Annotated in this window: 18 protein-coding genes; 13 read left to right on the forward strand and 5 right to left on the reverse strand. The window is 69.9% G+C overall.

Translation table 11 applies throughout. The features are described 5' to 3' along the window. Positions 1-95: 95 nt before the first annotated feature. Positions 96-1,124 carry a carbohydrate kinase family protein gene (locus QSK05_RS16140; protein ID WP_285598038.1) on the forward strand — a complete coding sequence of 343 codons (1,029 nt, stop codon included), beginning with the start codon at positions 96-98 and terminating at the stop codon, positions 1,122-1,124. 60 nt (positions 1,125-1,184) lie between these two features. Here the strand turns inward: QSK05_RS16140 and QSK05_RS16145 are convergent, their stop codons facing one another. Next, the gene (locus QSK05_RS16145) at positions 1,185-1,682 is read right to left on the reverse strand and encodes a Dps family protein (protein WP_285598039.1); all 498 of its coding nucleotides are present in this window, start codon (positions 1,680-1,682) and stop codon (positions 1,185-1,187) included. 508 nt (positions 1,683-2,190) lie between these two features. Between QSK05_RS16145 and glgX the strand changes: the two genes are divergently transcribed. Further along, positions 2,191-4,326: a glycogen debranching protein GlgX gene (gene glgX, locus QSK05_RS16150; protein ID WP_285598040.1), complete on the forward strand. Its 2,136-nt coding sequence runs from the start codon at positions 2,191-2,193 to the stop codon at positions 4,324-4,326. A 66-nt stretch (positions 4,327-4,392) separates the two neighbouring features. On the opposite strand, the gene QSK05_RS16155 is transcribed toward glgX, so the two are convergent. Continuing rightward, positions 4,393-5,517, reverse strand: a complete 1,125-nt coding sequence (locus tag QSK05_RS16155) for a hypothetical protein (protein ID WP_285598041.1) — start codon at positions 5,515-5,517, stop codon at positions 4,393-4,395. Next, positions 5,510-6,655, reverse strand: a complete 1,146-nt coding sequence (locus QSK05_RS16160; RefSeq protein ID WP_285598042.1) for a sensor histidine kinase — start codon at positions 6,653-6,655, stop codon at positions 5,510-5,512. The genes QSK05_RS16155 and QSK05_RS16160 overlap by 8 nt, the downstream gene beginning before the upstream one ends. A 201-nt stretch (positions 6,656-6,856) precedes the next feature. On the opposite strand from QSK05_RS16160, the gene QSK05_RS16165 reads away from it, so the two are divergent. The 5 genes from QSK05_RS16165 to QSK05_RS16185 all read left to right on the forward strand — a co-directional run bounded on the left by QSK05_RS16165 (position 6,857) and on the right by QSK05_RS16185 (position 12,782). Further along, positions 6,857-8,857 (forward strand): PhoX family protein, encoded by a 2,001-nt coding sequence (locus tag QSK05_RS16165; protein WP_285598043.1) that lies wholly within the window; start codon positions 6,857-6,859, stop codon positions 8,855-8,857. 166 nt (positions 8,858-9,023) lie between these two features. Continuing rightward, positions 9,024-9,542, forward strand: a complete 519-nt coding sequence (locus QSK05_RS16170; protein WP_285598044.1) for a class I SAM-dependent methyltransferase — start codon at positions 9,024-9,026, stop codon at positions 9,540-9,542. After that, positions 9,539-10,585 carry a glycosyltransferase family protein gene (locus tag QSK05_RS16175; RefSeq protein ID WP_285598045.1) on the forward strand — a complete coding sequence of 349 codons (1,047 nt, stop codon included), beginning with the start codon at positions 9,539-9,541 and terminating at the stop codon, positions 10,583-10,585. Before QSK05_RS16170 ends, QSK05_RS16175 begins: the two co-directional genes overlap by 4 nt. Continuing rightward, entirely contained in the window at positions 10,582-11,628 is a 1,047-nt protein-coding gene (locus tag QSK05_RS16180; protein ID WP_285598046.1) for a glycosyltransferase family protein, read from the forward strand. The genes QSK05_RS16175 and QSK05_RS16180 overlap by 4 nt, the downstream gene beginning before the upstream one ends. Then, positions 11,625-12,782: a glycosyltransferase family 2 protein gene (locus QSK05_RS16185; protein WP_285598047.1), complete on the forward strand. Its 1,158-nt coding sequence runs from the start codon at positions 11,625-11,627 to the stop codon at positions 12,780-12,782. Before QSK05_RS16180 ends, QSK05_RS16185 begins: the two co-directional genes overlap by 4 nt. Before the next feature lie 83 nt (positions 12,783-12,865). Here the strand turns inward: QSK05_RS16185 and QSK05_RS16190 are convergent, their stop codons facing one another. Beyond that, positions 12,866-13,444 (reverse strand): hypothetical protein, encoded by a 579-nt coding sequence (locus QSK05_RS16190; protein ID WP_285598048.1) that lies wholly within the window; start codon positions 13,442-13,444, stop codon positions 12,866-12,868. 59 nt (positions 13,445-13,503) lie between these two features. Between QSK05_RS16190 and QSK05_RS16195 the strand changes: the two genes are divergently transcribed. From QSK05_RS16195 to QSK05_RS16215, 5 genes are all read left to right on the forward strand, one after another. Continuing rightward, positions 13,504-13,701 carry a hypothetical protein gene (locus QSK05_RS16195; RefSeq protein ID WP_285598049.1) on the forward strand — a complete coding sequence of 66 codons (198 nt, stop codon included), beginning with the start codon at positions 13,504-13,506 and terminating at the stop codon, positions 13,699-13,701. Between the two features lie 333 nt (positions 13,702-14,034). Further along, a complete protein-coding gene (locus tag QSK05_RS16200) occupies positions 14,035-15,015 on the forward strand; it encodes a FecCD family ABC transporter permease (RefSeq protein ID WP_352301643.1) in 981 nt (326 codons plus the stop codon). Further along, positions 15,012-16,058: a FecCD family ABC transporter permease gene (locus tag QSK05_RS16205; RefSeq protein WP_285598051.1), complete on the forward strand. Its 1,047-nt coding sequence runs from the start codon at positions 15,012-15,014 to the stop codon at positions 16,056-16,058. Before QSK05_RS16200 ends, QSK05_RS16205 begins: the two co-directional genes overlap by 4 nt. A gap of 4 nt (positions 16,059-16,062) precedes the next feature. After that, positions 16,063-16,881: an ABC transporter ATP-binding protein gene (locus QSK05_RS16210; RefSeq protein ID WP_285598052.1), complete on the forward strand. Its 819-nt coding sequence runs from the start codon at positions 16,063-16,065 to the stop codon at positions 16,879-16,881. A 37-nt stretch (positions 16,882-16,918) separates the two neighbouring features. Beyond that, positions 16,919-17,935 carry an iron-siderophore ABC transporter substrate-binding protein gene (locus QSK05_RS16215; protein ID WP_285598053.1) on the forward strand — a complete coding sequence of 339 codons (1,017 nt, stop codon included), beginning with the start codon at positions 16,919-16,921 and terminating at the stop codon, positions 17,933-17,935. Between the two features lie 73 nt (positions 17,936-18,008). On the opposite strand, the gene QSK05_RS16220 is transcribed toward QSK05_RS16215, so the two are convergent. Further along, positions 18,009-19,649: a MinD/ParA family ATP-binding protein gene (locus tag QSK05_RS16220; protein WP_285598054.1), complete on the reverse strand. Its 1,641-nt coding sequence runs from the start codon at positions 19,647-19,649 to the stop codon at positions 18,009-18,011. A gap of 289 nt (positions 19,650-19,938) precedes the next feature. Between QSK05_RS16220 and QSK05_RS16225 the strand changes: the two genes are divergently transcribed. Then, on the forward strand, positions 19,939-20,943 hold the full coding sequence (locus tag QSK05_RS16225; protein WP_285598055.1) for a pirin family protein: 1,005 nt from the start codon (positions 19,939-19,941) through the stop codon (positions 20,941-20,943). The last annotated feature ends 131 nt before the right edge of the window (positions 20,944-21,074 follow it).

Genomic DNA, 21,074 nt, shown 5'->3' on the forward strand with positions numbered 1-21,074 from the left:
CGAGGCCGGGTCGTCGGACCTGGATCTGAATCGGGGAGGACGCATGTACGACCCCAGTCGTACACGGTGCGGCCGGGCTCCTGCATGATCGCGGCATGGAGATGTTCGATGTGGTGGCCGTCGGTGCACTGAACCTCGACTACATCGCGCCGGCGCCGCCGCTGTCCGGGGTGGCCTGGGGCGCCGAGACGGCGGTGGACGCCCGTACCGTGCTCGACGTGCTCGACCTGCTCGATCCCATGACCGTCACTGTCGCGGCGGGTGGGTCGTCGTTCAACGTGGCGTACGCCCTGGCCCATCTCCGCACCGGTCTGTCGATCGGTTACCTGGGGGTGGCCGGAACCCCGGTGGGACAGGCGGTTTCCGGTCTCGATGAGCTAAGAGCCGTGGGGGTGGACGTGAGTGCGGTCGGGCGGTCCCGCCGGCTGCCGGGCCTGTGCCTGGCCCTCACCCACGAAGGTGACCGCACGCTGCTCACGCACATCGGTGCGAATGTCGAGACCGCCGCGTACCTCGACGAGCGGTTCGGCGAACTGGCTGCCTACCTGGCCCGGGCCCGGGTGGTGCACGTGACGTCGTTCCTCGACCGGGTGACGCCCGGGGTGCTGCTGCGCCTGCTGGCCACTGTGAGGCAGTTGCGGCCGGAGGTGGTGATCGCCCTCGACCCGGGCCACGTGTGGTGCGCCGAACCCACGCCCGACATCCTGGGCATCATCGGGCAGTCCGACCTACTGTTCGTGAACGAGGCCGAGTTGCGCCTGCTGGCGGGACATCTCGACATTGAGGACGCGACCCTCGCGGCGGGCGTGCGGGGTCACCTTCGCCCGGGGCGGGCGGTCGTGGTGGTGAAGTCGCCGTCCGGGATCGCCCTGCACGGGGCCGACGGCGTGCGGACAGTGCCGCAAAAGACGGTGGCACCGGGCGAGATCGTCGATTCGACCGGTGCTGGTGATGTCCTCGCGGCGGGACTGCTGGCCATGCTGGTAGCCGGCAGTCCCCACCCGCGGGACATGGAATCCGGTGCCGCGCTCGGTCTGACGCTGGTCAGGCACAAGCTGCGGCACCTCGGTGCTGCGGGCCACGGGGAGTTCGCCGCGCTGGCGCGGCCCTTCGTGACCCGGTGAGAACCCTGGGGGACCGACCCGCCGGAAGGCGGGTGGACGTCTTCAAGAAGGCTTGTGGGATCAGCCCTTACGCGGCGTGCGGTTCTCCGAGGAGATCATCCAGGCCTGCTTCTCCAGGTCGTGGATGATGCTGTGCAGGAGGTCGGCGGTGGTCGGGTCCTCGCGGTCGACGTCGTCGTGCACGGCGCGCGCGGTGGCGGCGACCTCGCGCAGCATCACGGTGATCTTGTCGACGGCCTCGGCGGTGTCGACCTCGTCGGAGCCGAAGTCGGTGAGGCTGGTCTGGGCGCTGACGGCCTTGGGGCCGGCGTCGGGGATCACGTCGAGGGCGCGCATACGCTCGGCGATCGTGTCGCTGTGCTCACGGCCCAGGTCGACGATCTCGTCGAGCTGCAGGTGCAGGTCGCGGAAGTTCTTACCGACGATGTTCCAGTGGGCCTGCTTGCCGTAGAGGTGCAGGGCCACCAGGTCGACCAGGACGCGCTGCAGGTTCGCGCCGAGGATCGCGGAGGCGTGGAAGCCGTTCAGGCCGGTGTTCTGCGACGCGAGGGTCGTCATGGTGAAGCTCCTTGTCTCGGGGTGCAATGACCACCCTGAACCCTTCTTTTGATTCTGTCAAAAGAAGTAGGTGAGCCTAACCTATGCTCATCGTCGCAGGTCAGAGCCATTTTGCGGGCCCTTGGGACTTAGGCTCGGCTAACAGTTCCTGGTCAGGACGGGTCTTCGTCCTCTGGTGCGAGGTGCTCGATCGAGGGCGGCTCCTCCATCTGTGGGTCCCACCCGGGGAGCCCGTGCCGCTGCGCCGCGCGATGGACGGCGGGCAGCACCTCGTCCGGCCGGCCGAACGGGAGGGTCGGTACGAGTACTTCGAGATGTCGGGGGAGCCCTCTTCCGGCTCGGTGACGTCGGCTCTGATCAGGCCTGATGACAGTGCGTCGTCCGGGTGGCGAGTAGGTGTCAAGTGCACTGGCGGAAAGGGGCTTTCCATGGTCAAGTTCTGGTCCGGTGCAGTGCCGCACCTGCGTCGTGATCTGGCCTTGCGAAAGCCGCAGAAAAGAGACTTCCGTTGCCTGAAGCCACACCCGCCACCCTCCAGGTCTGGCCGGGTAAGCCCTACCCGCTGGGTGCCTCCTATGACGGGTACGGCACGAACTTCGCCCTCTTCAGTGAGGTCGCGGAGCGGGTCGAGCTGTGCCTGTTCACCGAGGACGGCACCGAGACCCGGATCGACCTGCCGGAGATCGACGCCTTCGTCTGGCACGCGTTCGTGCCCGGGATCGAGCCGGGGCAGCGCTACGGATACCGTGTGCACGGTCCGTACGACCCGCCGGCCGGGCACCGGTGCAACCCGAACAAGCTGCTGCTCGACCCCTACTCGAAGGCCATCGACGGCCAGTTCGAATGGGGCCAGAGCCTTTTCAGCTACAACTTCGGTGACCCGGACAGCTTCAACGACGAGGACTCGGCCCCGGCCATGCCGCGATCGGTGGTCATCAACCCGTTCTTCGACTGGGGCACCGACCGGCCGCCGCAGCACGAGTACGCCGACTCCGTCATCTACGAGGCGCACGTCAAGGGCCTGACCCAGACCCACCCGGACATCCCGGAGCAGATGCGCGGCACCTACTCGGCCATGGCGCACCCGGCGATCATCGAACACCTCAAGGGTCTGGGTATCACCGCCGTCGAACTGATGCCGGTGCACCACTTCGCGAACGACTCCACCCTGATGGACAAGGGCCTGTCGAACTACTGGGGCTACAACACCATCGGGTTCCTGGCTCCCGACCCGAAGTACAGCTCGCTGCCGTCCGCTGGCAGTCAGGTGCAGGAGTTCAAGGCGATGGTGCGGGCGCTGCACGAGGCGAACATCGAGGTGATCCTCGACGTGGTCTACAACCACACCGCCGAGGGCAACCACATGGGCCCGACCCTCTCGATGCGCGGGATCGACAACGCCGCCTACTACCGCACGGTGGACGACGACCACCGCTACTACATGGACTACACGGGCACCGGGAACTCGCTGAACGTGCGGCACCCCCACGCCCTGCAGCTGCTGATGGACTCGCTGCGCTACTGGGTCACCGAGATGCACGTCGACGGTTTCCGTTTCGACCTGGCCTCGACCCTGGCGCGCGAGTTCTACGACGTCGACCGGCTGTCGAGCTTCTTCGAACTCGTGCAGCAGGACCCGACGGTCAACCAGGTGAAACTGATTGCCGAGCCGTGGGACGTCGGTCCCGGCGGCTATCAGGTGGGTAACTTCCCGCCTCAGTGGACCGAGTGGAACGGCAAGTACCGCGACACCGTTCGTGACTTCTGGCGTGGAGAGCCCGCCACGCTCGGCGAGTTCGCCGCCCGGATCACCGGTTCTGCTGACCTGTACGAGCACTCGGCCCGGCGCCCCGTGGCCTCCATCAACTTCGTCACCGCGCACGACGGCTTCACGTTGCGAGACCTGGTGTCGTACAACGAGAAGCACAACGAGGCGAACGGCGAGGACAACAACGACGGTGAGAGTCACAACCGGTCGTGGAACTGCGGCGTGGAGGGCCCGACCGACGACGCGACGGTCAACGCGATGCGCTCACGTCAGCAGCGCAACTTCATCGCCACCCTGATCCTGTCGCAGGGCGTGCCGATGCTCTGCCACGGTGATGAGCTGGGCCGCACGCAGAACGGCAACAACAACGGTTTCTGCCAGGACAGCGAACTGACCTGGGTGGACTGGGAGTATGCCGACCAGGAACTGCAGGAGTTCACCCGGGCGGCCTCGGCCCTGCGGGCGAAGCACCCGATCTTCCGCCGCCGTCGCTTCTTCGACGGCCTGCCCGTGCGCCGTCGCGGGGCCGAGGGGGTTCCGGACATCAGCTGGTTCCGTCCCGACGGCTCCGAGATGACCGATGAGGACTGGGACTCCGGCTTCGGCAAGTCCGTAGCCATGTTCCTCAACGGCCGTGGCATCACCGGCACTGACGCCCGGGGTCAGCGCGTCACCGACGACTCGTTCCTGCTGATCTTCAATGCCCACCACGAAGACCTGCAGTTCACCCTGCCGCCGTCGGAGTACGGCGAGTCGTGGCGAGTCGTGCTCGACAGCCAGCTCGCGGCCACCCCGGAGGAGCAGGTGAACGAGGCCAAGGCCGGTGGCACGCTGCTGGTGGAGGCCCGGTCGCTGGTCGTGCTGGCCTGCGAGTAAACAACCCGATCGTGATCAGGCGAAGTGTCCCCGAGAGTTCTAGAACTCCGGGGACACTTCGCCTGATCACGAGGTGTTGGCGGCCGGCTGCCAGGTGACGTCCAGCCACAGCTGATCGCCGCTGATCAGACGGCTGATCTGTACCGGCCCATCGGTGTCGGTCTCCTCGGGGAGCGTATCGAGGGCGCCGTCCACCACTACGCTCAGCGTGACCTGGTCGTCCCGGGCGACCACGGTCAGCCGGGCCCGGGAGCGGGCCCCGGCCAGCACCGGGATCACCGGTTCGGTCAGGGCGCGGCGAGCCGGCAGCGGAAGCTCCGGCAGGGTGCCCCGCACCGAGGCCTGCACCGATGTGCCCTGCCGCTCGGCCACGTCGATGCAGGCGGAGATCTCGTGGCTGAGCGGGTCGGCGACCTCGTCGCTCTCGGCGAACAGCCGGCGCATGCGGGCGGCCTCGACCGAGCAACGGCGCCGCACCTGGGGGTCGGCCGGGTCGAGCAGGCCCTCGGCGATGCCCTCGAGCAGGGGTGTGGTGGTGGCGGAGAGGTCGATGTACCGGTTCTGCCGGTCGCCGTGCACCTGCTCGGCCACCCGCTCGGACAGACGGATGCGTTCTTCCTCGGCCGCGGTCTCCCGGGCCACGGCGGCGGACTGCTCCAGCGACACGGCGGCCACCGCCACGGCGCCCTGCCAGCTGGCCACGAGGAGACTGGTGACGCCCATCTCGACCAGCGTCGACTTGTCGCCCTGACCGGCGGCCAGCACCTGCACCAGAGAGATCGCCTGCTGCAGGGCCAGCGCGCCGAAGAACCAGCCGAGCGGCAGGTCCATCAGCAGCAGCACGGCGAACCAGCCGAACACCTTCCACGACCAGTGCGGCGGCAGGATCATCTGCTCGGGCCTCACCGCCGCCGTGGCCAGGACCGTCGCGACCAGGGCGACGATCACCAGGGGCCAGCGGAGCCGTCCCCACGGCCGCTCGCGCCAGACCATCCCGGCGGCCAGGGCCAGCAGCACGACGAGCACGGTGAGGGACCCGTACTCCAGCACCGGTGAGCTGTAGGCGTCAGGCGTGGCCACGGCGATGGGCAGGAACCAGACACAGAGCACGGCCGTGGTCACGCCCAGCGTGGCGATGTGCAGCCCGCGGATGAATTCGTCGGCGATGACCGTGCGAGCGGAATCAGACACCGGCCCACTCCAGACGTACGACGGTGCCCGACCCCGGCACCGAGCTGACCGTGCCGACGCCGCCCGCCCGGGTCATCCGGGCGGTGATCGACTCGGAGATGCCGCGGCGCGTGAGCGGTATCCGGTCCGGTGCGAAGCCGACGCCCTGGTCGCGGATCTCGACCACCAGACCGGAACCCTCGCGGCTGATCGAGAGCGTTGCGTCGGGCACCCCGGCGTGCCGGGCCACGTTGGTCAGGGCCTCGCGCACGCTGTCGCGGATGGCCAGAGCGGGCAGCGACGGCACCATCAGTTCGCTCAGGGGCGGGTGGTGCACGGTCACCTGCCCGGCGGCCGTGGTCTCGGCGAGCATCGTGGCCAGGTCGAGCACGGGTTCCGGCGTCACCGTCCGTACCTCCGGGTCGAGCAGAGCCAGGTCGCGGCGGGCCTGCTGCTGCAGCCAGTCGCTACGGCCGGGCACCGTGCCGAGCCCGACCATCAGCAGCGTCGCGGCCGCGGTGTCGTGCAGCGTGGCCAGGTGCTCGCGCTCGTCGGCGCGCCGGGCCCGGCTGAACTCGGCGGCGGCCCGCTCCCGGTCACCGGCGGCCAGGTACTCGTCGGCCCGTCGCCCGCCCCGGCGCACCATGACGAACAGGCCGCGGGAGAGCAGGGCGTCGGCGAGCAGCCAGATCGCCGGTGCGGGCCAGGTACCGCCGTTGTCGCCGATCGCGGTCTGCACGCCCACCCAGTAGGCCGCGACCAGCAGCACCGCCGCCAGCGCCCCGACCCGCGGCGAGGTGTGCCATTGGTAGGTGACGATGGTCATGGCCACCAGGGCGTTCATCCAGCCGGTGCCGTCGGGCACGCTGTCGGGCGGGATCAGCCAGTACTGGCCGGCCAGCACTGCGCAGGTGATGGTCAGGTCGGCGGTCAGCCACCGGACGCCGACCCGGTCGCCGCCCTGCATCCGCAGCATCCGGATGCAGAAGACGAGGGTCCAGGCGACCAGGACGGTGGTCGCGGCCGCTGCGACGCCCAGGCGGGTGCCGGACAGCAGGAACAGGCCGAAACATCCGCAGCCGACGGCCACGACCATGCGGCTGAAGGCTGCCCAGCGCAGGCTGATGCGCAGCATGGAACGCTCGACGGGGTGCGGCACGCGGAAAAGTATTACAGAACGGTCACCCGGGGTCACTGGCGCCGGTTCTGCCGGCCCGATTAGGTGAGTGAACACTGACGAAAATGTCCGTTCACCGACTGTACGTGTCGGAGCGGGTGCCCGGCCGGGGCGGCTCCCCGTAGCTTCCGGAGCACCCATGGTTGACCAGCACCCATGGGACTGATGTTTACGGAGACTCCGATGAGAAACCTGCCCATGCTCGGGCTGACGCACGGGAATCGCAGCGCGGTCACCTGCAACCTCAAGTGTGACAACGCCTGCTCGCGCCCGGCCCCGAACAGCAGTTGCGAGCCGACGTTCCAGCGGGTGGCGTCCTCGGCGCTGAGCCGCCGCGCCCTGCTGGCCGGGGGCGGTGCGCTGGCCGCGGCCGTGGCGATGCCGGTCGTGCATGCGCAGGAGGCCGAGGCGGCCTCCCTGAAGTCCGGCGGTTCGCTGACGTTCACCCCGATCACCTCGGTCGAGTCGACGAAAGACGCGTTCACGGTGCCGAAGGGGTTCCGCTGGGACCCGATCATCCGGTGGGGCGACCCGCTGTTCAAGAATTCCCCGGCGTTCGACCCGACCAAGCCCGACGCCAAGGCCCAGGCCCTGCAGTTCGGCTACAACAATGACTATCTCGACATCATCGAGACGAACAAGCGCGGTACCGAGGCGCTTCTGGTGTGCAACCACGAATACACCAACCGGGCCATCATGTTCCCGCCGACCACGTCGGCCGCCGAAGAGGCCGAGGTGCTGCGCACGCTGAAGGCCGCCCACGGTTTCGCCGTGGTCGAGCTCGAGCGCGCCCGCCGCGGCGGCCGCTGGTCGTACGTGCGCGGTGGCCACCACAACCGCCGCATCACCGCCGACACCCCCTTCCGCTTCGACGGCCCGGCGGCCGGCTCGGACCTGCTGAAGACCAAGGCCGACCCGGACGGGGTCAAGGCGCTGGGCACCTTCGGCAACTGCTCGGGCGGCACGACCCCCTGGGGCACCGTGCTCTCCGGGGAGGAGAACTTCAACGGTTACTTCGTGGCCGACCCGGCCGCCCGGGGCAGCAAGCGCTACGGTCTGACGGCCGCGGCCAGCACCTACGGCTGGGAGAAGATCGACCCGCGTTTCGACGCCACCGGCGCCGACTACGCCAACGAGCCGCACCGTTTCGGTTACATCGTCGAGATCGACCCGACCGACCCGACGTCCACCCCGGTCAAGCACACCGCGATGGGCCGGATGAAGCACGAGGGTGCGAACGTGCGGGTGGACGACGACGGCACCGTCGTCGCGTACATGGGTGACGACGAGAAGTTCGACTACCTGTACAAGTTCGTCGCGAGGAACAAGTTCCGCAAGGGCGACTCCCGGGCCGCGCGCAAGCACAACCTCCAGCTGCTCAGCGAGGGTGACCTCTACGTCGCCAAGTTCACCGGCGAGGCGCAGCCCGACAATGCGAACCTGGGCTCGGGCGAGTGGATCCCGCTGACGAAGAACGGTAAGTCGGCGGTCACCGGCTTCACCCTCGACGAGGTGCTGGTCTTCACCCGGGAGGCTGCCGACGCGGTCAAGGCGACGCCGATGGACCGCTGCGAGGACGTGCAGCCCGACCTCAAGACCGGCAAGGTCTACGTGGTCTGCACGAACAACGACGCCCGCGGCACCACCGGTAAGCCGGCCACCGACGCCGCCAACCCGCGCGCGGTGAACAAGAACGGCCACATCATCGAGATCACCGAGCGCCGCAACCAGGCCGACGCCACGAAGTTCACCTGGGACCTGTTCCTGGTCTGTGGCGACACCGACCAGGCGGGAACCTATTTCGGTGGCTGGGAGGGGCCGGTGGCCCCGATCTCCTGCCCCGACAACATCGCCTTCGACTCGGCCGGCAACCTCTGGATCTCCACCGACGGCCAGCCCAGCTCGATCAAGAAGAACGACGGGCTGTTCAAGGTGCCGCTGCACGGCAAGGAGCGCGGCCACCTGGTGCAGTTCCTCGCGGTGCCGGTGCAGGCCGAGACCTGTGGTCCGGTCGTCCACGACCGGGACGGCTCGGTCTTCGTCGCCGTGCAGCACCCGGGCGAGGACGGCACCTGGGCGGCGCAGAACTCGTACTTCCCCGACTACGTCGCGGCCGGGGCCAAGCCGGCCAAGGGTGCCTGGCGCGGCCCGCGCCCGGCGGTCGTGCAGGTGACCCGGTCCTGAGGCGGTTCCACGGCTCCCCTCCCGGATCCGGGACGGGAGCCGTGGGCTGTTGGGCGGACGCGAATCCGGTGCGGTTCGGTTCTTCCTGAGATTTTTGGTGTTCAAGGGAATTCGCCGGGGTCTTTTCGGGATGTGCGGTCCCGGGGCGGGTGCGAAGCTGCCGCCCATGCCGATGAGTTCGAGCGAGGGCAAGGACTGGATCCGCGAGCGTATTGCCGTGCTCGCCGTCGAGAGACCCGTCACGGTGCTCGACATCGGTCCGGGGGTGGGCACCTACGCCAAGTTGCTGGCCGGGCTGCCGGTGGGACGGGTCACCGGGATCGAGATCTACGAGCCGTACGTGCATACGTACCGGCTGCGGGAGTACTACGACGAGATCATTCTGGGGGACGCGCGCACGCTGGCCTTCCCGGAGGCCGACGTGGTGATCCTGGGTGACGTGGCCGAGCACATGACCGAGGACGAGGCGCTGGGCCTGTGGGCGAAGGCCCGTGCCGCCGCCGCACGGGCCGTCTATCTCTCGATCCCGGTCGTGCACTATCCGCAGGACGAGATCGAGGGCAATCCGCACGAGGTGCATGTGGTGGACGACTGGAACCACGAGCGGGTGCTGAAGGCCTTCGAAGGGATCGGCGAGTCCTGGACCGGCACCGAGGTCGGCGTGTACGAATGTCTGACTGCATGAGCCGGGTCCTGCAGATCCCGGGCGATCATCCGTACGTCCGCAGTGCCTGTCCGCCCGCCTACCGGGCCGCGGTCTCGCCGTCGGCGGTGCCGAACCCGGCGTTGTCGGTCGCCTGGCTGCGCGAGCACCGGTCCGAGTTGGACATCGTCCATCTGCACTTCGGTTTCGAGCACCTGGACGCCGACGGACTGCGCCGCTGGGTGGATGAACTGCGGGCGTTACGGCTGCCTCTGGTCTACACCGTGCACGACCTGCGGAACCCGCACCAGGACGGACCGGAGCCGCACGACGCGAATCTCGACGTCCTGATCCCCGCGGCCGGGTCGGTGCTGACCCTCACGAAGGGAGCGGCGCGCGAGATCCGGCGCCGCTGGGGGCGTCGCGCCGATGTGGTGCCGCACCCGGCCGTCTTCGATCCGGCACTGCTGGCGTCCGGACCCGCCGACCGGTCCGGTCCGCCGACCGTCGGTATTCACCTGAAAGACCTGCGGCGCAACGTGGTCGAGCCCGACCGGGTGGTGCGGGCCGCGCTGGCCGGGGCCCGCGAGGTGGGTGGCCGCCTGCGGATCGACCTACACCCCGGGGCCCTGCGCCGTCCGGAGCTGCGCCGGACGCGCGAACTGGGCCGCCGGGGCGAGATCGATCTGCGGGTGCACGGCCGGTTCGACGACGCCGAGCTCGCCACCTACCTCTCGCAGCTGGACGCCTACGTCCTGCCGAACCGCTTCGGTACGCACTCCGGGTGGCTGGAGGCCTGCCGCGACGTCGGCACCCGGGTAGTCGCGCCCTCGTGCGGGTACTACACCGAGCAATGGGACGATGTGGTCGGCTATTTCAACGACGAACGGGCCGGGTTCGACGAGGAGTCGCTGAGCGACGCCGTGCGGGAGGCCCTGACCCGGGCCCCGGTGGCCCCGGTCGACGCGGGTTTCCGCCAGCGGCAGCTCGCTCTCGTGCGGTCGGTGCACACCGACGCATACACCCGCGTCCGCCCGGCGGCCCTGCGGGAACACACGTGGGGGACGGGCCGGGTGGCGGTGTGAGGGAGTCGTGGACGGGCCGATCCGTCACGCATCTGGTCGTCGGGCCGCCCGATCACGGGGTGACGATTTTCGCGCGCCGGCTGGCCCGTCACACGGACGGACGCCTGGTGGAGGTCCCGGATCCGGGTACCGCCGGCGTAGCGGCGGACCGACGGGGGGACGCGGGGGTGCACCTGCACTACACCGAGGCGCTCTTCGGCCCGACCACGGGAGAAGCGGCCGAGGCCTTCGTGCGCCTGCGCAGCGGGCTCGGCGGGCGGGTCACGGTCACCCTGCACGATCTGCCGGACCCGGCCGACGAACCGGGCCGCTACCGTCGCCGCGCTCTCGGGTACGGCCGGGTCGCGCTGGCGGCCGACGCGGTCTGCGTCAGTAGCGAACACGAACGGGCTCTGCTGGAGACGCTGCTCGACCGGTTCGCGGACGCCGCGCGCCCGGCCGGGCTACGGGTGATTCCGTTGCCGGTCCGCGCTCCTGTCCGTCCGGACCGGTGGCCGCCGGTGGCCCCACAGGTGGGGGTCTTCGGCTTCGTCTACCCGGGCAAAGGACACGACGACGTGCTGGAGGCGATGGCCGGCCTACCGGAGTCCGTGGGACTGATCGCGATCGGGCGGGTCGCGGACGGGCACGAAGAACTGGCCAGGCGCCTCACCGCGCGGGCGGCCGCCCTCGGGCGCCGTCTGGAGATCACCGGTTTCGTGCCGGACGACCAGGTGGACGAGCGTCTCGCCCGGGTCGCCGTGCCGATCGTCCCGGCCCGGACCATCTCCGCCTCGGGATCGCTCAATACCTGGCTCTCGGCCGGGAGACGTCCCCTGGTCGCCGACGGACCCTACGCCCGCGAACTCGACCGGGCCTGCCCCGGGGCCGTGACGCTCTACCGGCCGGACGGGCTCGCCGGGATGATCCGGGCCGTGCTGGCCGACCCCCGGCTCGGCCGGCTGTTGCAGCCGCTGCCCGGGGAACGTCTCGAGAGCGGTGTCGCGGCGGCCTACGGTGCCTTCTTCCGGGAGGCGGCCGAACCGTCGGCGGCCGTGGCGTGATCGACGAACCTCTGCGACTGCCGCACGGCGGGTTCGTGGTGCCGGGCAACCGCTGGGACCTGGTGCGCGAGCGGGACATCCCGATGCCCGAGATCACCGTGGTCGTGCCCTGGTACCGCCATCGGGAACAACTCGACCTGGTGCTGGAAGGCCTGGCGCAGCAGGATTATCCGCGCACCCGCTTCGAGGTCGTGATCGCCGACGACGGTTCGCCGCAGCCCCTGCCGGGCGACCTGCGGCCGGAGGCCGACCTGCGGATCAGGGTGGTGCGGCAGGACGACCGGGGATTCCGGGCCGCCGCGGCCCGCAACCTGGCCGTGCGCCACAGCGAGGGCAGCGTGCTGGTCTTCCTCGACCAGGACACCGTTCCCTTGCCGGGTTACCTGCGGGCCCTCGGCCGGTGGCCCGCACTCCTGCCCGACGCGCTCGCGGTGGGCCGTCGTGAGCACGTGGACCTGGAGGGCTGGACCCCGCAGCGCCTCCGCGAGGGGTGGGGCCCACCGGCCCTGTTCCCCTCCCCGACCTGGCTGAGTGACGCCTACCGGGACTCCGGGGACCTGCTACGCGCCGACCGGCTGTCCTACCGGTTCGTCATCAGCGCCGTGATGTGCTGCGGGCGAGACCTTTTCCGGGAGACCGGTGGCTTCGACGAGTCGTTCACCGAGTACGGCGGCGAGGACTGGGAGTTCGCCCACCGGGCCTGGAACGCGGGGGCCGTGCTGGTGCACGAGCCGGGGGCCGTGGCCTGGCACGACGGGCCGGACTGGGCCGGGCGGGAGAGCGAGGCCGGTCGCCGGGCCGCCAAGTCCGCCGAGAACGAGGCGCTGGCCCGGCGGATCCCGGCGCCGGGTCGTCCCCCGGAAGACGCCACGGACGGTGGCCCGGCGGACGTTGTGGTGCTCGGGCCCGGGGCGTCCCCGGACCTGGTGGCCGGCTGTCATGTCCTCCTCGACGGCCCTTCTCCGGAACCGGCCGGGGAACTGCTCGACCCGATCGTGGCCCGGCTGCGGGAGCAGGGGGCGGGAGAGATCGCCGGTCCCGGCCTGCGGGTCGTTTCCACCCGGGCGCTGACCCGGACCCGGCGCTGGGAGAAGCACTTCCCCGGGCGTGACCTGATGTCCGACCTGTTCGGGGCTCTTCCGCCGGGATCGTGACGGTCCGATCAACGGTCTGGGGAGCTGGCAGGATCAGGGGCTCACCTGGACGGGGGTGGCGATCGGTTTCCTGTCGGGGCACTTCATGCGAATCCTGGTGCGCCGGGCGGATGAACGCTCGCCCCGGTCGTGACCGCGGTGGTCAGGAGCGGCCCGGCCAGCAGGTCGTGGGTCACCTCACCCCGCACGTGTTCCTCGATCACCGCCAGGGCGGCCTTGGCCCCGGAGAGCCCGGCGGCATGCCGGGCCGAGATCCGGTCCCAGAACGGGTGGGGCTCGGACCGGGGCCGGGAGTAGGAGAAGCCGGGCCGGAAGAGCTCGTACCGCAGGCCGTCGCGCCAGTGCTGGAAGGTGGTCTCCCCACCGCCGAGGTCGAGCAGACTCAGGCTGTCGGTGCCTTCGGACAGGATGTCGAGCGACGGCTTCTCCAGGGGCCGGTCCTGGTGGCAGAAGGCCCACTGCCCGAGCATTCCCACTCTCAGCACGGTGGCCTCGGCCCCGAACATCTGCTCGTCGACGGCCTGTTGCCAGGTGACCGGGCGGGCCGTGCCGGGATCCACGCCGTACCGGGTGAGGATGTCGGTGGGGGAGAGGCCGCGGGTGAAGGTGATGACGAAGCCGACCTCGCTGAGGCTCCAGGGGGCACGGCGGGCGGCGGCCATGTTCGCAGTGTAATTGCGGGTGGACTGGCGGTGCCGGGCAAGTGCGGGATCCTTTTCGGATGTCTCAGCCTGATCCGGAACCCCAGCCCGATCCGGAGCTCGATCCGGCGGTGTACCCGCCGATCGACCCGCGTGAGCCTGCCCCCGACGATCCGGGCGAGCTCCTGCCGGACACCCCGGAGACCCTGCCCCCGGCCCCGGCCGAACCCGGCCCCGGCGACCCGGGCGACCCCGACCCGGTCCCCGAACCCTCGTAGGGGACCGACGGAGGGCAGAGCGTCCCTCCTCCTCGTTCGTGGTGGTGCGAGAGATAGGGGTGGAGCGTCACTTTTCCCATTCGTGATCATGCAAAGTGTCCCCAGACCGAACATTCGGTCTGGGGACACTTTGCATGATCACGAACGAAGGAGGGGACGATGCCCGGCCGCGGTGTCCTCGGCCGCCGGTCGATGCTCCTGGGTCAGGTGTTAGGGTCCCCTTACTTTCCCTCGACAGGAGTGCTGGTGACGCCCGCTATCGACGCGCCGCCGGGCGAGCAGCCCGCCACTCGTCGGCAGCCCCCTGCCCGCGTGCGCACATTCACGGGTCTGATGGGTTTGCTGGGGCTTCTCGTGCTCCTGATCGTGTCGATCACCCTCAGCCTGGTCGTCGGGTCCGGCCATGTGCCGCTGAGCGATGTCTGGAACGGCGTGTTCAGCCCCGACCGCTCGGTCGAGGGGCAGCTGATCATGCGGGAGCTGCGGATTCCGCGCACCGTGGCCGGGCTGCTGGCCGGGGCGGCGCTGGGGCTGGCCGGGGCCGTGATCCAGGGCGTCACCCGGAACCCGCTGGCCGACCCGGGCCTGCTCGGTATCAACGCCGGGGCCTCGGCCGCGGTGGTGTTCGCCATCGGCTGGCTCGGGATCACCGCGGCCGACGGCTACATCTGGTTCGGCTTCCTCGGGGCCGCGGTGGCCGCGACCCTGGTCTACGGGGTCGGGTCGCTCGGCCGGGAGGGTGCCACCCCGGTCAAGCTCGCGCTGGCCGGGCAGGCGACGAGCGCCGCCCTGATCGCCCTGACCACGGCGATGCTGCTCAAAGACACCGAGACCTACGACCGCTACCGGTTCTGGCAGGTCGGCTCGCTGACCGGTCGGGACGCCGAGGTGATCGCGCAGGCAGCGCCGTTCGTCGGGGTCGGGGTGCTGCTCGCGCTGGCGCTCGGCCCCCAGCTCAACGCCCTGGCCCTGGGCGACGACGTGGCGCGAGGGCTGGGCCAGAAGGTCGGCCTGATCCGGGTGGTCAGCGCGGTGGCCGTGGTACTGCTGACCGGCGCGGCCACCGTCATCGCCGGGCCGATCGCGTTCGTCGGCCTGGTCGTCCCGCACGCCGCCCGGATGCTGGCCGGTGCCGACTACCGCTGGCTGCTCGTGCACTGCCTGTTGCTGGCTCCTTCGCTGCTGCTGGTCTCCGACGTGATCGGCCGGCTGATCGCCCGGCCGGGAGAGCTCCAGGTCGGCATCGTCACGGCCGCGGTCGGGGCCGTCCCGTTCGTCCTCCTGGTCCGGCGGCGGAAGATGGCCGAACTGTGAGCCTCACGACCGATGACGAGGTCCGCGCCGTGCGCCGGGCCCGGCACACGGGCCGTGGCCGGGAGGTCGTCGTCACCACGGTCCTGCTCGGGGCCATCCTGGCGGCCTTCGCGCTGAGCCTGTCGATCGGCGACTTCGCGGTGCCGATCCCCGACGTGCTGGGCGCGCTGGCCGGCCGGGGCAATGCCGGTACGCACTTCATCATCATCGAACTGCGGCTGCCCCGGGCGCTGACCGCGGTCTGCGTCGGCCTGGCACTCGGCCTGGCCGGTGCCGTCTTCCAGGCCCTGCTGCGTAATCCGCTGGCCAGCCCGGACATGATCGGCGTGACCCAGGGGGCCAGCGTCGGCGCGGTCCTGGCCTCGATCACCTTCGGGATCAGCGGGACTGCGCTCTCCTTCGCGGCGCTGGCCGGTGCCGTGATCACCTCGACCCTGATCTATGCCCTGGCCTGGCAGCGCGGCGTCGCAGGGTACCGGCTCATCCTGGTCGGCATCGGCGTGGCGGGTGCCCTCACCTCGATCGTCTCCTACCTGTTGACGAGCTCCGAGGTGACGGTGTCGCAAGACGCCCTGGTCTGGCTGGCCGGATCGCTGAACGGGTCTTCGCTGGAACAGTTCTGGCCGCTCCTGGGGGCTCTGGTGGTGCTTCTGCCACTGACGGCTCTGGCGTCGCTGGCGTTGCCCGTGCTGCAACTGGGCGACGACACCGCGGCCGGTCTCGGCGTGCCGGTCGAGCGCAGCCGCCGGCTTTTGCTGGCCTGCGCGGTCGGCCTGACCGGGGTGGCCGTCGCGGCGGCCGGGCCGGTGGCGTTCGTGGCGTTCGTGGCCGGGCCGGTGGCCCGTCGCCTGCTGCCCGCCAAGGGCGCGGCGCTGCTGCCGGCGGCCCTGATCGGTGCGCTCCTGATGCTGGTGGCGGACTTCGCCGCGCAGCACCTGCTCTGGTCCTCGCAGTTCCCGGTGGGGGTGGTCACCAGCCTGATCGGTGCCCCGTACCTGCTCTGGCTGCTGTCCCGGGCCAACCGGATCGGCAAGGGTGGATGAACACGTGACGACCGAACACACGCTCATCGCACGGGACCTACATCTCGGGTACGAGGGCCACGAGGTGGTGACCGGTCTCAATCTCGAGGTCCCGCCCGGCCAGGTGACGATGATCGTCGGCCCGAACGCCTGCGGAAAGTCCACCACCCTGCGCTCGATGGCCCGCCTGCTCGCCCCCACCTCGGGTGCGATCCTGCTGGACGGCAAAGACATTCAGCAGACTCCGACCAAGGAGGTGGCCGGCCTGCTCGGCATCCTGCCGCAGACCCCGGTGGCTCCCGACGGAATCATCGTCAGCGACCTGGTCGGCCGCGGCCGCTACCCGCACCAGGGCTGGCTGCGCCGGTGGACGGCACAGGACGACGAGGCGGTCGCCGAGGCGATGCGGGCGACCAGTGTGCTGGACCTGGCCTCCCGGCCGGTCGATTCGCTCTCCGGCGGGCAGCGTCAGCGGGTCTGGATCGCCATGGCCCTGGCCCAGCGCACCGATCTGCTGCTGCTCGACGAGCCCACCACCTACCTCGACGTGGCCCACCAGCTCGAGGTTCTCGACCTGCTGATCGACCTGAACGCCACCCGCGGCACCACCGTCGTGGTGGTGCTGCACGATCTGAATCTGGCCTGCCGGTACGCGGACCATCTGGTCGCGATGCGGGACGGCAAGGTCATGGCGCAGGGGAACCCGACCGAGGTGGTCAGCGCCGAGCTGATCAATGAGATCTTCGGGATGCGGTGTTCTGTTGTGCCGGACCCGATCTCGGGAACCCCGATGATCGTTCCGATCGGCCGGCACCGGGCCGGTGTCGCCGTTACCGAAGCGTGAAGACGCTGCATACTTAGGTAATGCTAAGCTAACCAACATGAGTTTCCTACTGCCCCGGCGGCGTTCAGCACGCATCGCCGTCATCGCCATCGCTGCCGCGGCAATGGCAACTGCCCTGACCGCCTGCGGTGACTCCGATTCCGACGCTTCCGCGGCGTCCTCGGAAACCTCTGCCACGAGCGTCTTCCCGGCCACCATCGCGACCAAGTTCGGCGACGTGAAGATCGACGCCAAGCCCGAGCGGGTCGTCGCGCTCGGCTGGTCCGACGCCGAGACCGCGCTCGCCCTGGGCGTTCAGCCCGTCGGTGCCAGCGACTGGCTGGGCTTCGGCGGCGAGGGCGTCGGCCCGTGGGCGCAGGGGAAGTACACCAAGGCTCCCGAGCTCATCGCCACGATGGAGCCGGAGTTCGAGAAGATCGCGGCCCTGGCGCCCGACCTGATCCTCGACGTGCGCTCCAGCGGCGACCAGAAGCGTTACGACACCCTCAGTAAGATCGCCCCGACCGTGGGCGTCCCCGAGGGCGGCGACAACTACCTCACCACGTGGGAGCAGCAGACCACGATGATCTCCGAGGCGCTCGGTGTGCCGGACGAGGGCAAGAAGCTGATCTCCGACACCAACGCCGAGTTCGCCCGGTACGCCGACGAGAACCCCGACTTCAAGGGCAAGACCATCACGGTCGGCTCGAAGACCAGCGAGGGTTACGGCGCCTACCTGACGGGTGACGCCCGGGTCGACTTCGTCGAGAAGCTCGGCTTCGAGAACAACCCGACCGTGCAGAAGCAGGCCGGTGACAGCTTCTTCATCAGTGTCTCGGGCGAGAACCTGAAGCAGCTCGACGCCGACGCGGTGCTGATGATGCCGATCTTCATCGATGCCAAGGAGATCACCGACGACGCGCTGTTCAAGGCGGTCCCGGCGGTGAAGGCCGGTCACGACGTCGTCATCGACGACACGAACATCAGCAACGCGTTCTCGGCCGGTACCCCGGCAGCGACGTCTTACGCCCTGGAAAAGGTTGTGCCGCTGCTGAAAACGGCCCTCGGTTCCTGATCCCGCACGACGCGCACGGTCATGACCGGCAGAAAGCCCCGGCCCACCACGGGCCGGGGCTTTCTCGTGCGTTCTACAGACCGTCGGCGATCGCGGCCGTGACCTTCAGCCAGGCCGTGCGGCTGGCGGGAGAGAGTGCGTCGTACGTGATCGGACCGCCGGAGACCAGGGCGGGGTCGTGGGGCACGTCCAGCACCGTCCGGGTCAGGCTGTTGAAGTGGTCGTGCAGCCGGTCGTGCAGGGCCGGTTCCGGCTTCTTGCCGGGGGCGCTCAGCACCGTGACGGCGTTGTGCACGAGCTCTTCCTTGCCCGCGGCGCGCAAGCCGTCGGCGAGCCAGGCGGCGGAGGCGGCGGTGTCTTCGCGGATGGTCGAGACGATCACCAGCTGGTCGGCCGAGTTCACGGCAGCCTGCCAGTTCGACGCACGCATGTTGTTGCCGGTGTCGACCACGAGCACCCGGTAGAACCGGGCGAGGGCCTTGTGCAGCTGGTCGAACGCGGCGTCGTCGATGCTCGCGGCCGAGGCGGCGTCTTCGTCACTGGCCAGCACGTCGAACTGGGCGCTGCCCTGCGACCGCACGTAGTTGTCGAGATCGCCGACGCGGGAAGACCTCACGTCGGTGAACCGGTCCAGGTCGCGGAGCAGGTCGACGGCCGTGTTGGTGTGCCGGGCCGGGTTCGCGCGCCAGCCCAGCGTGCCCCGGGTCTCGTTGTTGTCCCAGGCCAGCGTGTAACCGCCGCGGTGCATGCCGAACGTCGAGGCGATCAGCAGCGAGGCGGTGGTCTTGTGGGCCCCGCCCTTGGGGTTGACCACGACGACCGTCTTCGGGCCGCGCAGGCTGCGCTGCACCGAGTTCACGGCCTCGCGGTACTCCAGCTCCCGGCCGTTCGGGGTGGGGGAGATCAGGCCGCCGCTGACGCGTCGCACCAGCGCCTGCCAACCGTACGTGGCCGGGCCGTTGGGAGCGGGCGGACGCGTGGCGAGCAGGTCGGGGAGGGTCGGTTTAGGCTGCGGCACACCAAGTTCCTTGGCAGTCTGGTTGGTGGCGGACGGGATCGGCACGGCACCGGTGGGCGGGGTGTTCGGGGTCACGGGAGTGGACGGCGCAGCCATGACGGTGGCTTCGGCGGGGTCCACGGGGCGTACGGACGAGGTGGCCGGCACCGGGGTCGCCGGCGGTGGGGCGGGAGCGGCCGTGATCTTCGGGGGAGCCATGACGGTCGGGGAGGTGGTGGTCACGGCCTGCGTCACGGCGACGGTGTCGGTCTCGTCCTGATCGGAGGAGCCACCCAGGGCCTCGCTGCCGGCCGTGCGGGCGCCGAGGGCGTCGCGCAGCGGGCCGTGCTTGGAGCGACCGAGTTTCGGACGCCGGGCGGAACCGGGCAGGGGGCCGGGGGCGACCTGTTCCCAGGAGCGGGCGGTGCTGTTGGCCGGCTGCTCGTCGAGCGGCAGCACGCGGCCGTCGGGGTGTACGACCAGCTGTGAGCGGCCCTCGGGGTCAACGGTCTCGACCCGCAGCGGCCGGCCGAGGCCCGCCGTCTGCACACTGAGGTGCTCGAGCACGGCGGCCCGGGCGCGGGCGACGTCGCCTCCGCCGCTGAGCACGGTGCGCGGGGAACCGTTGATCGTGACTTCGGCCGTGCCGTCCTCGGAGATGTTGGCGCTGACCTTGGGCCAGTCCGGCACGGCGCCGTACGGGTCGGTGTTGCTCACGCGGCTGCCTTTCTAGGTGCGGGGTGAAGGCGCGCTCAAGGGCGCCGGCCGACCTTCTGATGATCAACCAGACTGAAACGATCGGGCATCACGGAAGATACGGCACAAGTCAACTGATAGTCACGAAAGCGCTAAAACGTGACACAAATGTTTGGCATTCGAAGAGGTTAACAAGTCAATGAATGGGCGGAGTGTGCAGGATCGCGAACGGTTTGTCGGCCGTGATTCGGGAGTGATCAGGCGCACGTGCGATCGACGGGGCATTTCCGGGCGTGCTTACTCTTGGCCGGTGAGCAATGTGGAGGACCGGCCCGACGCGGTGGTCTGTGAGAACACGCCGGCCCCGGGCATCGAGGTGCTCGGGCCCCGGGACGTCCCCCTGGGCGGCCCGCGCGCCATGTCGGTGCGCCGCACGCTGCCGCAGCGACAGCGCTCGCTGATCGGCCCCTGGTGCTTCCTCGACCACTACGGCCCGGACGACGTCGAGGTCACCGGGGGGATGCGGGTGGCGCGGCACCCGCACACCGGGCTCGCCACGGTGAGCTGGCTGTTCACCGGCGAGATCGACCACGTCGACTCGGCCGGGTTCGCCGCCCGGGTGCGGCCCGGGGAGGTGAACCTGATGGTGGCCGGGCACGGCATCTCGCACCAGGAGATCTCCACCCCGGCCACGCACACGCTGCACGGCGCCCAGCTCTGGTATGCGCTGCCCGACGCCACCCGCGACATGGCCCCGACGTTCCATCACTACGCACCCGAGCCGATGGTCGACAACGAGACCGAGATCCGGGTGTTCCTGGGATCGCTCGCGGGCAGCGTCTCGCCGGTGCCGACCTACACCGGGCCCGTGCTCGGCGCCGAGATCCGGCTGCCCGCCGGGGTGCATCTGGATCTTGACCTGCAACCCGGCTTCGAGCACGGGGTACTGACCGACGGGGGATCGGTGGCCGTCGACGGAACGGACATGGCACCCGACCATCTGGCCTACCTCCCACCGGGGCGGAACCGCGTCCGGCTGCTGGCGGGTGCAGTGCCGGTGCGTCTGCTGCTCATCGGTGGTGAACCCCTGGGGGAGCAGATCGTGATGTGGTGGAACTTCGTCGGGCGCGACCACGACGAGATCTCAGCCTACCGGGCCGCCTGGCAGGCTGAGATCGGCGCCGAGCCAGGGCTTTCCGGGAGCGCTGAGGCCGGCGACGCGGCGCGGGGACGCTTCGGTGACTTCCCGGCCGGGCAGCCCGCGCCCCTTCCCGCACCCGTCCTGCCTCCCCTGAGACTCCGACCGCGTGGTTGAACACTGCGTGACCGGGGCGGGTACGCGTCCTCAATCAGGGGTGTCCGGAACTGGATTCCGGTGACCGGCAGTGGATGTGCGACGACGGTCAGTCAGGCTCAAAGGCCTTTCCGCACCAAGGGAATCGAGGG

Origin of the sequence: Kineosporia sp. NBRC 101731, assembly GCF_030269305.1 — a bacterium.
Lineage (GTDB): Bacteria > Actinomycetota > Actinomycetes > Actinomycetales > Kineosporiaceae > Kineosporia.